The organism is Pseudomonas sp. Gutcm_11s (assembly GCF_028649395.1).
Lineage (GTDB): Bacteria > Pseudomonadota > Gammaproteobacteria > Pseudomonadales > Pseudomonadaceae > Aquipseudomonas.
In genome coordinates, this window is record NZ_JAQSUW010000010.1 from 153,652 (window position 1) to 165,518 (window position 11,867).

Annotated in this window: 10 protein-coding genes and 1 tRNA gene; 8 read left to right on the forward strand and 3 right to left on the reverse strand. The window is 66.3% G+C overall.

Features of this window, described 5'->3' with window-relative positions:
• Positions 1–43: 43 nt before the first annotated feature.
• The 6 genes from PTT45_RS05365 (at position 44) to PTT45_RS05390 (ending at position 6,593) form a co-directional block, all read left to right on the forward strand.
• On the forward strand, positions 44–2,266 hold the full coding sequence (locus PTT45_RS05365; protein WP_273811938.1) for an AsmA family protein: 2,223 nt from the start codon (positions 44–46) through the stop codon (positions 2,264–2,266).
• Positions 2,263–3,330, forward strand: coding sequence for an A/G-specific adenine glycosylase (gene mutY, locus PTT45_RS05370; protein ID WP_273811939.1), 1,068 nt, complete (start codon positions 2,263–2,265; stop codon positions 3,328–3,330). Before PTT45_RS05365 ends, mutY begins: the two co-directional genes overlap by 4 nt.
• Entirely contained in the window at positions 3,327–3,599 is a 273-nt protein-coding gene (locus PTT45_RS05375) for an oxidative damage protection protein (RefSeq protein WP_192399957.1), read from the forward strand. The genes mutY and PTT45_RS05375 overlap by 4 nt, the downstream gene beginning before the upstream one ends.
• Before the next feature lie 123 nt (positions 3,600–3,722).
• Positions 3,723–3,798, forward strand: a tRNA-Phe gene (locus PTT45_RS05380).
• A gap of 80 nt (positions 3,799–3,878) precedes the next feature.
• Entirely contained in the window at positions 3,879–4,529 is a 651-nt protein-coding gene (locus tag PTT45_RS05385; RefSeq protein WP_273811941.1) for a DedA family protein, read from the forward strand.
• 114 nt (positions 4,530–4,643) lie between these two features.
• Complete coding sequence (locus PTT45_RS05390) at positions 4,644–6,593, forward strand: HD domain-containing phosphohydrolase (protein WP_273811943.1); 1,950 nt, start codon at positions 4,644–4,646, stop codon at positions 6,591–6,593.
• 32 nt (positions 6,594–6,625) lie between these two features.
• Here PTT45_RS05390 and PTT45_RS05395 read toward each other — a convergent pair whose 3' ends face one another.
• The 3 genes from PTT45_RS05395 to PTT45_RS05405 are packed head-to-tail and all read right to left on the reverse strand — an operon-like array spanning position 6,626 to position 9,879.
• Positions 6,626–7,525, reverse strand: a complete 900-nt coding sequence (locus PTT45_RS05395) for a M48 family metalloprotease (RefSeq protein WP_273811944.1) — start codon at positions 7,523–7,525, stop codon at positions 6,626–6,628.
• Between the two features lie 15 nt (positions 7,526–7,540).
• On the reverse strand, positions 7,541–8,041 hold the full coding sequence (locus PTT45_RS05400; RefSeq protein ID WP_273811945.1) for an SH3 domain-containing protein: 501 nt from the start codon (positions 8,039–8,041) through the stop codon (positions 7,541–7,543).
• Positions 8,038–9,879, reverse strand: coding sequence for a CHASE2 domain-containing protein (locus tag PTT45_RS05405; RefSeq protein WP_273811946.1), 1,842 nt, complete (start codon positions 9,877–9,879; stop codon positions 8,038–8,040). Before PTT45_RS05405 ends, PTT45_RS05400 begins: the two co-directional genes overlap by 4 nt.
• A 449-nt stretch (positions 9,880–10,328) precedes the next feature.
• Here PTT45_RS05405 and PTT45_RS05410 point away from each other — a divergent pair, with 449 nt between their 5' ends.
• Positions 10,329–11,102, forward strand: a complete 774-nt coding sequence (locus tag PTT45_RS05410) for an ABC transporter ATP-binding protein (RefSeq protein WP_273811948.1) — start codon at positions 10,329–10,331, stop codon at positions 11,100–11,102.
• Between the two features lie 11 nt (positions 11,103–11,113).
• Positions 11,114–11,866: an ABC transporter substrate-binding protein gene (locus PTT45_RS05415; protein ID WP_273811950.1), complete on the forward strand. Its 753-nt coding sequence runs from the start codon at positions 11,114–11,116 to the stop codon at positions 11,864–11,866.
• The last annotated feature ends 1 nt before the right edge of the window (position 11,867 follow it).

Sequence of the window (11,867 nt, forward strand, 5' to 3'; positions counted from 1 at the left end):
CTCCCGCCCCTATATATAAGAACTCCCCCACAAGGACTGGTCCATGAAAGCCTTTGGCAAAATCCTGGGTCTGGTAGTGCTTGGCCTGCTGCTGATCATCGTCGCGCTCGGCTTCGCCCTGACCCATCTGTTCGACCCCAACGACTACAAGGACGAGATCCAGCAACTGGCCCGCGACAAGGCCAACCTCGAGCTGAAACTCAACGGCGATATCGGCTGGAGCCTGTTCCCCTGGCTCGGCCTGGAGCTGACCGACGCCACCCTGGCCAGCGCCGACACCCCGGAAAAACCCTTCGCCAACCTGCGTCTGCTCGGCCTGTCGGTACGCGTGCTACCGCTGCTGTACAAAGAAGTGCAGATGAGCGACATCCGCGTCGACGGCCTCGACCTGACCCTGCAGCGCGACGACAAGGGCCGCGGCAACTGGGAAGGCGTCGGCCAGCCGGCCAAGCCTGCGCCGAGCGAACCGGCGCCAGCAGCACCGGGCGAGCCGAGCGAAACCACCGCGCAGACCACTGACGAGAGCGGCAAGCCGGTCAAGCTGGACATCGACAGCCTGACCATCAGCAACTCGCGCGTGGACTACCACGACGCCAAGAGCGGCAAGCAATTCAGTGCCGAGGGCATCGAGCTGTCCACTGGCGCCATCCGCGAAGGCGCCGACATCCCGGTCAAACTGCTGGCCTTCCTCGGCACCAACCAGCCGGTGCTGCGTGCCAAGACCGAGCTGCAGGGCCTGCTGCGCTTCGACCGCGCCCTCAAGCGCTACCAGCTGCAGGACATCAAGCTGGCCGGCGAGGCCTCTGGTGAGCCGCTCAACGGCAAGACTCTGACCTTCGCCAGCCAGGGCCAGTTGCTGCTCGACCAATCCGCCCAGGTGGCCGAGTGGACCGGCATCAAGCTCTCCGCCAACCAGCTGCGCGCCCTCGGCGAGCTGAAACTGCGCAACCTGGACAAGACCGCCCAGCTGGAAGGCAACCTGTCGCTGGCCCAGTTCAACCTGCGCGAATTCCTCGACGGCCTCGGCGTCGCCCTGCCCGCCATGAGCGACAAGGGCACGCTGAGCAGCCTCGAACTCTCCACCCGCCTGGCCGGCACGCCGAACAGCGTGCAGTTCAATGACCTGTCGCTGAAGCTCGACGACAGCACCTTCAGCGGCAGCCTGGCGGTCAACGACTTCGCCAAGCAGGCCCTGCGCGCGCAGCTCAAGGGCGACAAGCTCGACCTCGACCGCTACCTACCGCCGCAGAACAAGGATGCCGATGCCGGCGCGGCGCGCAAGAACGAGGTCAAGGATGCCGTGGCCGCCGCCGGCAAGAGCGGCACCTCGCAACTGCCCAGCGCGCCGACCCAGCAGGCCTGGAGCAGCACGCCATTGCTGCCGCTGGAGACCCTGCGCAAGCTCGACATCGAGGCCGCCATCAGCCTCGGCCAGCTGACCCTGAGCAAGCTGCCGGTCGAGGACGCACGCATCGGTCTGACCGCCAAGGGCGGCGTGATCGACCTCAAGGAACTGCGCGGCGACCTGTACGGCGGCGAATTCGCTGTGCGTTCGCAGCTCGATGCCCGCCAGGCCATCCCGCTGCTGACCGCCAACAAGCAGCTCAAGCGCATCCCGGTGGAGAAGCTGATCGAGGCCCGCGGCGAGAAGGCGCCGGTACGCGGCCAACTGGACCTGAGCGCCGACGTGCGCACCCAGGGCAACAGCGAGAAGGCCTGGATCGACGCCCTCAACGGCACCGCCAGCTTCAGCCTGAGCGACGGCGTGCTGGTCGACGCCAACCTCGAACAGCAGCTGTGCCAGGGCATCGCCACCCTCAACCGCAAGTCGCTGTCCGGCGAGCCACGCGGCAAGGACACCCCCTTCGAGGAGCTGCACGGCAACCTGAAATTCACCAACGGTGTGGCCAGCAACCCCGACCTCAAGGCGCGCATCCCCGGCCTGACCGTCAACGGCGACGGCGACCTCGATCTGCGCGTGCTGGGCATGGACTACCGCGTCGGCATCGTCATCGAGGGCGACAAGGGCGCGATGCCGGACCCGGCCTGCCAGGTCAACGAGCGCTATGTCGGCCTGGAATGGCCACTGCGCTGCCGCGGCCCGCTGGAACTGGGCGCCAAGGCCTGCCGCCTGGACAAGGACGGTCTCGGCAAGATCGCCGCCAAACTGGCCGGCGACAAGCTCAACCAGAAGCTGGAAGAGAAGCTCGGCGACAAGGTCAGCCCGGAACTCAAGGACGCACTGAAGGGCCTGTTCAACCGATGAGCCCCGAGCAGTTCAATGGCGCCGTGCTGGCCTGGTATGACATACACGGCCGCAAGGACCTGCCCTGGCAACAGGGCATCACCCCCTACCGGGTGTGGGTCTCCGAGATCATGTTGCAGCAGACCCAGGTCAGCACCGTGCTCGGCTACTTCGACCGCTTCATGGAGGCCCTACCCACGGTAGAGGCGTTGGCCGCGGCACCGGAAGACGAAGTGCTGCACCTGTGGACCGGCCTCGGCTACTACACCCGTGCGCGCAACCTGCACAAGGCGGCGAAGACGGTGGTGGAGCAGCATGGCGGCGAGTTCCCGCGCTCGGTCGAGCAGCTCGCCGAACTACCCGGCATCGGCCGCTCCACCGCTGGCGCCATCGCCAGCCTGAGCATGAACCTCCGCGCGCCGATTCTCGACGGCAACGTCAAACGCGTGCTGGCCCGCTACAAGGCCCAGCACGGTTACCCGGGCGAGCCCAAGGTGGCCGACCAGCTGTGGCAGCTGGCCGAACAGCTGACCCCGCATGAGCGGGTCAACAACTACACCCAGGCGATGATGGACCTGGGCGCCACCCTGTGCACCCGCAGCAAGCCGAGCTGCCTGCTGTGCCCGGTGCGTAATGGCTGCCGTGCGCACCTGCTCGGCCGCGAGACCGACTTCCCGGAATCCAAGCCGCGCAAGGCCCTGCCGCAGAAGCGCACGCTGATGCCGCTGCTGGCCAACCACGAAGGCGCCATCCTGCTCTACCGCCGCCCCTCCAGCGGCCTGTGGGGCGGCCTGTGGAGCCTGCCGGAGCTGGACGACCTGGCCGGCCTCGCGCCACTGGCCAGCCAGCACTCGCTGCGCCTCGGCGACCCGCGCGAACTGGCCGGGCTGACCCATACTTTCAGCCACTTCCAGCTGGCCATCGAGCCCTGGCTGGTGCCCGCCGAGCAGGCCAGCCCCGCCGTGGCCGAGGGCGACTGGCTCTGGTATAACCTCGCCAGCCCGCCGCGCCTGGGCCTGGCCGCCCCGGTGAAGAAGCTCCTCAAGCGAGCCGCGGAAGCACTGAATGCAGGAGAAATCTCATGAGCCGTACCATCCATTGCCGCAAGTTCAACGAAGACCTGCCCGGCCTCGATCGCCCGCCCTACCCTGGCGCCAAGGGTGAGGACATCTACAACAACGTGTCGAAGAAAGCTTGGGACGAGTGGCAGGCGCACCAGACCATGCTGATCAACGAGCGTCGGCTGAACATGATGAACGCCGAGGACCGCAAGTTCCTCCAGGCCGAGATGGACAAGTTCCTCTCCGGCGAGGACTACGCCAAAGCCGACGGCTACGTGCCACCGAGCGCCTGATGCGGATGCGGGCCGGAAACGGCCCGCGCCACCCCGAAAACTCGTAACCGCCCGTCTGCACTGAAATTTTTTTCATTTCCTCGCTTGACACTACCCGTTCAAATCCGTTTAATGCGCCCCGTTGCCCAGATAGCTCAGTTGGTAGAGCAGGGGATTGAAAATCCCCGTGTCGGCGGTTCGACTCCGTCTCTGGGCACCAAAATATAGAAACCCCTGATTCCGCAAGGTCTCAGGGGTTTTTGCTATCTACGGTGTAGGAAGGCACCCGCAGGAGCCCAAATGGAATTCATCCAGCTTGTCATCGACTTCATCCTGCACATCGACCGCCACCTGGCGGAGCTGACCGCCGCCTACGGGCCGTGGATCTACGGCATCCTGTTCCTGATCATCTTCTGCGAGACCGGCCTGGTAGTGACGCCCTTCCTGCCCGGCGACTCGCTGCTGTTCGTCGCCGGCGCCATCGCCACCCAGGACGCGATGAACGTGCACATCATGGTCGCGCTGCTGATCATCGCCGCCATCCTCGGCGACGCAGTCAACTACAGCATCGGCCGTTTCTTCGGCGCCAAGCTGTTCGCCAACCCGGACTCGAAGATCTTCCGCCGCCGCTACCTAGAAGTGACCGAGGCCTTCTACGAGAAGCACGGCGGCAAAACCATCATCCTCGCCCGCTTCGTGCCCATCGTGCGCACCTTCGCTCCCTTCGTCGCCGGCATGGGCCACATGCCTTACCGCCGCTTCGCCACCTACAACGTGATCGGCGCAGTCATCTGGGTCACCCTGTTCAGCTACGCCGGCTACTTCTTCGGCAACCTGCCGGTGGTGCAGAGCAACCTGCACTACCTGATCGTGGCGATCATCTTTGTCTCGATCCTGCCGGGCGTGATCGAAATCCTCCGCCACCGCAGGGCTGCAGCCCGCGCCGAGTGAGGCGCACGGCGCGACGAACGCCCCTCCGCTGATCTGGCCGCCCCCAGCGACCGGTGCAATACTCTGGCGAGCGCTCCTCGCCCAGAGTCGGCGCGCCGCCGAGGGTAATCAGTGATGACAGCCAGCTTTACGGTGGGGCACAGCCCACTCTTCGCCGAGACCAGCCTGCACACCCGTCTCACCCGCGCCGGCATCGAGCTGCGCGGCGTGGAGCGCGCCAGTGACATCGAGCCGGGCAGCCTGGAAGTGCTGCTGCTCGACAACAGCCTGCTGCGTGCCAGCGAGCTGGGCGAATGGCAGACCCGTGGCGCCAGCCTGGTAGCCTTCGATGCACCGCCCGGCGTCCTGCCCCTGCCCGAGGCGGCCAGCGAGGACGAGTTGCTCGCCCTGCTCGGCTTCGCCGCCGAACAGTTCCACCTGAAGCAGAAGACCGATCAGCTGGCCACCGCCCTGCAGAACAAGGACGGCGACCTGCAGAAGCTGGTCGATGTCGGCCTGGCGCTGTCCGCCGAGAAGGACCTGGAGCGCCTGCTGAGCAAAATCCTCACCGAGGGCCGGCGCCTGTCCAACAGCGACGCCGCCTCGCTGTTCCTGGTCGACAAGAAGGGCGAGCTGCCGCAGCTGCTGTTCAAGCTGACGCAGAACAGCTCGATGCCGACGCGTTTCCAGGAGCAGCGCATGCCGCTGACCAAGGCCTCGATCGCCGGCTACGTGGCGCTGACCAGCACCGAGCTGAACATCGCCGACGCCTACGCCATCCCGCCCGACGCGCCCTATCGCTTCAACCGCTCGTTCGATATGCAGGTCGGCTACCGCACCATGTCGCTGCTGGCCATTCCCATGCTCAACCACCGCCACGAGGTGGTCGGCGTGCTGGAGTTCATCAACTGCCAGAATGCTGCGGGCGAGGCGATCGCCTTCGCCGAAGTGGTGGCCGCCTCGCTGCGCGCGCTGGCCAGCCAGGCCGCGGTGGCCATCGAGAACCGCCAGTTGCTGGACGACATCAGCCAGCTGTTCGACGGTTTCGTGCAGGCCTCGGTGTTCGCCATCGAGCAGCGCGACCCGACCTCCGCCGGCCATTCGTTCCGCGTCGCCGACCTGTGCATCGCCCTCGCCCGCCAGCTGCCTCTGGCGCCCCACGCGCACCTGCGCAACCAGGCGCTCGGCGACGAGGGCATGCGCGAGCTGCGCTACGCCGCCCTGCTGCATGACTTCGGCAAGGTCGGCGTGCGCGAGCACGTGCTGACCAAGGCCAAGAAGCTGCCCGATCCGGTGGTCGACAACCTGCGCTACCGCGTGGCGCTGGCCAAGGAGAGCCTGCAGAACCAGACCCTGCGCCGCATGCTGCAGGCCTACCGGCAGTACGGCACGCTGGACGAGCAGCTGCGCCTGCAATGGGAGGCCGAGCTGGCGGTCGAGTGCGAGCGCCTCGATCAGTACCTACGCGACATCCTCAAGGCCAACGAGCCGAGCGTGCTGACCGAGGGCGACTTCCACCACCTGCAGGACATCCAGGGCCACGTAGTGAAGAGCCACGACGACAGCTTGATCGGCCTGCTCTCGGACAGCGAGTTCGGCGCCCTGGCCATCCGCCGCGGCAGCCTGACCCAGGACGAGCGCGCGGAGATCGAGCGTCACGTGGTGCACACCCGCGAATTTCTCAGCCTGATTCCCTGGACCCCGGCGCTGCAGGGCATCCCGGAAATCGCCGCCGCGCACCACGAGAAGCTCGATGGCAGCGGCTACCCCAAGGGCCTGGCTGGCGAGCAGATTCCCTGCGGTTCACGGATCATGACCATCTGCGACATCTACGACGCGCTGACCGCCTCGGACCGTCCCTACAAGCCGGCGGTGCCGGTGGACAAGGCCCTGGACATCCTGCAGTCGGAAGTGAAGAGCGGCCTGCTGGATGGCGACCTGGTGCAGGTGTTCATCGACTCGCGCTGCTACCTCAACCCAGCCCAGGGTGTGGCGCTGCCGGCAGCGCCGACACCGCCCGCTGGCGCACCCGTGTATGCGCACCACGTCTGCGACTACGAGCCCTGCGACAAGCACCAGCACTGATGAAAAGGGCGGCTCATGGCCGCCCTTCTCTCTCACTTGGCCGATAACGCCTTCTGGTAGCGCTGCTCCAGAGTCTGCTGGCTGCCGCCGGCAGCGGCCTTGTCCAGGTACTGGTAGGTGGGCTCCAAGCGGGTCAGGCGATCATTGATGTTCGGGTGCACCTTGAGGAAGGTCACCAGGGTGGCATCGTCCTGCTTCATGGTGCCCAGGTCCTGCAGCACGTTGGCCAGCCCGTATGGGTCGTAGCCGGCGCGTGCGGCGATAACCGCGCCCATCTGGTCGGCCTCGTACTCGTCACCACGGTCCAAGCCGCGGGTATAGAGGTTGGTCACCAGTTGGTCGAATTTCTGCGTGGCCGCCGGATCGCTGCTACTGACACTCCCGGAGTTGGCCTGGCTGGCCTGCAGGGCGAAGCGCGAGACGCTGGCAAGCAGGCCGGCGCCGGCCTTCTGCTTGATCGCATCGAGATGGTGCTTCTGCACCACGTGCGCCACCTCGTGGGCCAGCACGCCGGCCAACTCGGCCTCGCTGTTCATCTGCGCCAGCATGCCGCTGGTGACGAACACATAGCCGCCAGGTGCGGCATAGGCGCCGACCACGCGACTGTCGAGCACGCCGAAGCGCCAGGGCAGATCGGGCCGCTCGCTGTTCAGGGCGACCCAGCGGCCGACCTCGTTGACGTAGGACTGCACGGCCGCGTTATCCAGCAGCGGCGCCTGCTTGAGCAGCAGCTCGGCGGTGCTGGCGCCAATCACCAGCTCCTCGTCCTGGGTCTTCTCGCCCATGTCGCTGAGGCTGCGCCCGGCGCTGGCCAGCGGGGTGAGGTCGACGCCCTGGATCTGCACACCCTCGAGGGCCTGCAGGTTCTCGCAGGCGGGCAGCGCGGCGCAGATGGCGACGAGCAGTGCGCTACGGCAGAAGATCTTGTGCATGGCTCGGTCTCCGGCTCAGTGAGGGTAGGCAATGGACTGGCTACGCAGTGCGCCCTGCTGGGCGAACGCGCGCGCAGCGCCCGGCGTCACCGCATAGCGATCCAGATGCTGCAGCGCCAGGCTGCCGGAGCCGCCGCCACCGCCCACCTGGTCGTCACTGATGCCGCGCACGCCGGTGGCCACGCCACTGGCCGGCTCCACCGCGGTGCTGCCCTCGAGCAGCGAGCCGATATTGCCGCCGCTGGCTGCGGCGGACTTGTCGAAACGTATTGCCAGCATGGCCACCCAGCCCTGCTGGCCGGCGCCGGTCTGCACCTGGTACCAGCCGCCCTGGCGCTTGAGCACGCTCAGGCGCGTCTGCGCCGGCAGCTGCTGCAGCGCAGCGGCGCCTGCAGAGGCCGACTCGCGCAGGGCGGTAGCCTCGACGGTGATGCCGCTGCGCACTTCGGCCAGCGCCACGGCGCTGCCCAGCCAGCCTGCCAGGATCAGCAGGGCAGCGGTAAGAGTACTTCTCATAGCGTCTTTCTCCTGGGTTCGAAGAGGGTCACCGGCTCGACACGGCCTTTCACCTGGAAATCGCCGTGGGGTATGAAGTCGAAGGCATCGCCACAGGCCTGCATGGTCGCGGCCGATACCAGCAGGCGCGCACGTCCCTTGGTCAGGCCCTCGATGCGGCTGGCCAGGTTCACCGTGTCGCCAATCGCAGTGTAGTCATAGCGCTGGCTGGTCCCGACCATGCCGACCACCGCCGGTCCGGTGTGCAGGCCGATGCCGATGTCGAAGTCGGGGTGGTCGAAATCGCGCTGGTAGCGCTCGACGTTGTCGATCATCTCCAGCGCTGCGTTGACTGCATCCACCGCCTGGTTGGGGTTGTCCTGCGGCGCGCCCCAGAAGGCCATGATCGCGTCGCCGATGAACTTGTCGAGGGTCGCGCGGTGGCGGAACAGCACATCGACCTGGCCGGCGAAGTAGTTCTCCAGGATCTGCATGATCTCCTGGGCGCTGTGCCGCTCGGACATGGTGGTGAAGTTGCGGATATCGGAGAACAGCACGGTGAGCTGACACTCGCGGCTGGCCAGCAGCGCCTGCGGGTCTTCGCGCGCGACCAGTTGTGCCACCACCTGCGGATCGAGGAAGCGGCTGAACATGCTGATGGTATTGGACAGCTGCTGCCGACGCCGGCGGTAGAACACCGCCAGGGCCAGGGCCAGCAGCAGCCACAGCGCCAGCAGACTGGGCAGCACCGTGACCAGCACGCCCTGCAATATCAATAAGTAGGAGCCGAGCAGCAGTGCCAGGCTCGCGCCGAGGGTCAGCAGGCTGGCGGCGAGCAGGCGCTCGCGCAGCAACAGCAGCTGCAGGCCGAGCAGCAGGGCGACGCCCAGCAGCGCCATGGACCAGGCCGGGGCTGCCTGCAACTGCTGGCCGTTGAACAGGTTGTCGATGCCGGTGGCGAGGATGAACACCGCCGGGTAGAGATCGTCCAGCGGCGTACGGCGCAGGTCGTAGAGGCCGGCGGCGGTGGTGCCGATCACCACGATCTTGCCGGCGAAGTAGTCGGCGGGCAGCTGGCCTGACTCGCCACGCGCCTGGGCCAGGGCAGCGGCGAAAGGAATGCGCGGATAGGGCACGCGCTCGGCGCTGCGCCAGTCGAGCATGAAGCTGTCCGTGGGCGGCAGAACCACACCGCGATCCTCGGCCACCCGCGCCGGCAGCGAGGGCATGCGCCAGTCGCCGAAGCGCCGATAGATGTCGTAGCGCCGGCCAACGCCGTCGGCATCCTGGGTGAAGTTGATGGTGCCGGTCTTCCAGTGCGCGGCGGCAACCGCACGCGGCAGCAGCAATACGCCACGCTGCTGCGCATCGCTGCCCGGCAGCAGGCCCGTGGTCGGCGGGTAGCTGGTCATCAGCGGCGCCTTGGCCGGGTCGCTGGCCAGCTGCTGCAGCGCGGCCAGGTAGACCCTGCCGCTGCCGGCCAGTACTTCGCCGAAGTAGGCGTCGGCATCCGGGTGAAAGCGATCGGCCTCGCTGAACAGCACGTCGAACACTACCACCTCGGCCTTCTGCGCCAGCAGGTGCTCGAGCAGCTCGGCGTGTACCGAGCGCGGCCACGGCCACTTGCCGGCCTCGCCGACCAGGGCCTGCAGGCTGGTGTCGTCAATGTCGACGACCACGATGCGCGGGTCGGGCGCCTGTAGCGCGGCGCGCTGGCGGATCAGCCAGTCGCCGTGTGCATTGCTCCAGCGCTGCACGGGCGTCCACAGGTGCAGCAGCGGCACCAGCAGCAGAACCAGCGCGCAGACCAGCCACAGGCTGACGTGAAAGGCCCTGGACGACTGCGGTGCCTGCGACATGGCGCACTCCCTGGAGATGGGTCGAGCTCGACCCGATCCTCTGGGGAGCCTGTGGACTCTAGCAAGAAGCCTCTCGCCCTGGCCATTGGCCAGCGTGCCCTGCACTTCACCTGGCCGGGACGCTCCAGTACACTGCGCGCCGCTCCGAGCGGGCCCCATGCCCCGGCCGGAACCGTCGAAGCCCGATCCCCACACGCATCGGGCTTTTGGTCTCCACCATCCCTGGCGGAGCCCCTTCGGGCCGTCCGCGAGCGACGTCAAAAATTGCTCCTGGCAATTTTTTTGTTTGAGCGCGACACACAACTGTCACGATGCGACAACCGGCCGCAACCGCACTGCACGTGGCCGGAACCCTGCTTGGCGCTGCTGCTGGCGCTATGCTAGGTTCAGCCGCACGCTAGGAAGGCGGTCAGCAGCCGGAGCGCATCCGCATAACAAGAGGACCCCCCATGGCCGAGGCAACGCCCGCGCTGGAAATCCGCAACCTGCACAAACGCTACGGCGAGCTCGAAGTGCTCAAGGGCATCTCGCTGACCGCACGCGACGGCGACGTGATCTCCATCCTCGGCTCCTCCGGCTCCGGCAAGTCGACTTTCCTGCGCTGCATCAACCTGCTGGAGAACCCGCACCAGGGCCAGATCCTGGTGGCCGGCGAGGAACTCAAGCTGAAGGCCGCGAAGAACGGCGACCTGATCGCCGCCGACAACAAGCAGATCAATCGCCTGCGCAGCGAGATCGGCTTCGTCTTCCAGAATTTCAACCTGTGGCCGCACATGACCATCCTCGACAACATCATCGAGGCTCCCCGTCGCGTGCTGGGCCAGAGTCGCGCAGAAGCCACCGAGGTGGCCGAGGCGCTGCTGGCCAAGGTCGGCATCGCCGACAAGCGCCATGCTTATCCGAATCAGCTTTCCGGCGGCCAGCAACAGCGCGCCGCGATCGCTCGTACCCTGGCCATGCAGCCCAAGGTGATCCTGTTCGACGAGCCGACTTCGGCCCTCGACCCGGAAATGGTACAGGAAGTGCTTAACGTGATCCGCGCGCTGGCCGACGAAGGCCGCACCATGCTGCTGGTCACCCATGAGATGAACTTCGCTCGCCAGGTGTCCAGTGAAGTGGTCTTCCTCCATCAGGGTCTGGTGGAGGAACAGGGATCGCCCGAGCAGGTGTTCAACAACCCGCAGTCGGCTCGCTGTAAACAATTCATGTCCAGCAATCACTAGGAGCAACACGCATGCAGAACTATAAGAAGATCCTGCTGGCCGCCGTCGCCACTCTGGCTTTCGGTACCCAGGCCATGGCCGCTGACAAACTGAAGATCGGCACCGAAGGCGCCTACCCTCCCTTCAACCTGATCGACGCCAGCGGCAAGGTAGGCGGCTTCGACGTGGAGATCGCCCAGGCCCTGTGCGCCAAGATGGGCGCCGAGTGCGAAGTGGTCACCTCCGACTGGGACGGCATCATCCCGGCCCTGAACGCCAAGAAGTTCGACTTCCTGGCCGCCTCCATGTCGATCACCGAAGAGCGCAAGGTCGCCGTTGATTTCACCGACGCCTACTACACCAACAAGCTGCAGTTCATCGCGCCGAAGAGCTCCGACTTCAAGGCCGACAAAGCCAGCCTGAAGGGCAAGGTCATCGGTGCCCAGCGCGCCACCATCGCCGGCACCTGGCTGGAAGACAACCTGTCCGACACCGTCGAGATCAAGCTGTACGACACCCAGGAAAACGCCTACCTCGACCTGTCCTCGGGCCGCCTCGATGGCGTGCTGGCCGACAAGTTCGTCAACTGGGAATGGCTGAAGAGCGATGCCGGCAAGGACTTCGAGTTCAAGGGCGAGCCGGTTTTCGACAACGACAAGATCGCCATCGCCGTGCGCAAGGGCGACCCGCTGCGTGAGAAGCTGAATACCGCGCTGAAGGCCATCGTCGAAGACGGCACCTACAAGCAGATCAACGACAAGTACTTCCCGTTCAGCATCTACTGAT

Coding starts and splice junctions, on each gene's coding strand:
- PTT45_RS05375 (WP_192399957.1), top strand. CDS start 3,327: ATGAGCCGTACCATCCATTGCCGCAAGTTCAACGAAGACCTGCCCGGC.
- PTT45_RS05390 (WP_273811943.1), top strand. CDS start 4,644: ATGACAGCCAGCTTTACGGTGGGGCACAGCCCACTCTTCGCCGAGACC.
- PTT45_RS05410 (WP_273811948.1), top strand. CDS start 10,329: ATGGCCGAGGCAACGCCCGCGCTGGAAATCCGCAACCTGCACAAACGC.
- PTT45_RS05415 (WP_273811950.1), top strand. CDS start 11,114: ATGCAGAACTATAAGAAGATCCTGCTGGCCGCCGTCGCCACTCTGGCT.
- mutY (WP_273811939.1), top strand. CDS start 2,263: ATGAGCCCCGAGCAGTTCAATGGCGCCGTGCTGGCCTGGTATGACATA.
- PTT45_RS05365 (WP_273811938.1), top strand. CDS start 44: ATGAAAGCCTTTGGCAAAATCCTGGGTCTGGTAGTGCTTGGCCTGCTG.
- PTT45_RS05385 (WP_273811941.1), top strand. CDS start 3,879: ATGGAATTCATCCAGCTTGTCATCGACTTCATCCTGCACATCGACCGC.
- PTT45_RS05405 (WP_273811946.1), bottom strand. CDS start 9,879: ATGTCGCAGGCACCGCAGTCGTCCAGGGCCTTTCACGTCAGCCTGTGG.
- PTT45_RS05400 (WP_273811945.1), bottom strand. CDS start 8,041: ATGAGAAGTACTCTTACCGCTGCCCTGCTGATCCTGGCAGGCTGGCTG.
- PTT45_RS05395 (WP_273811944.1), bottom strand. CDS start 7,525: ATGCACAAGATCTTCTGCCGTAGCGCACTGCTCGTCGCCATCTGCGCC.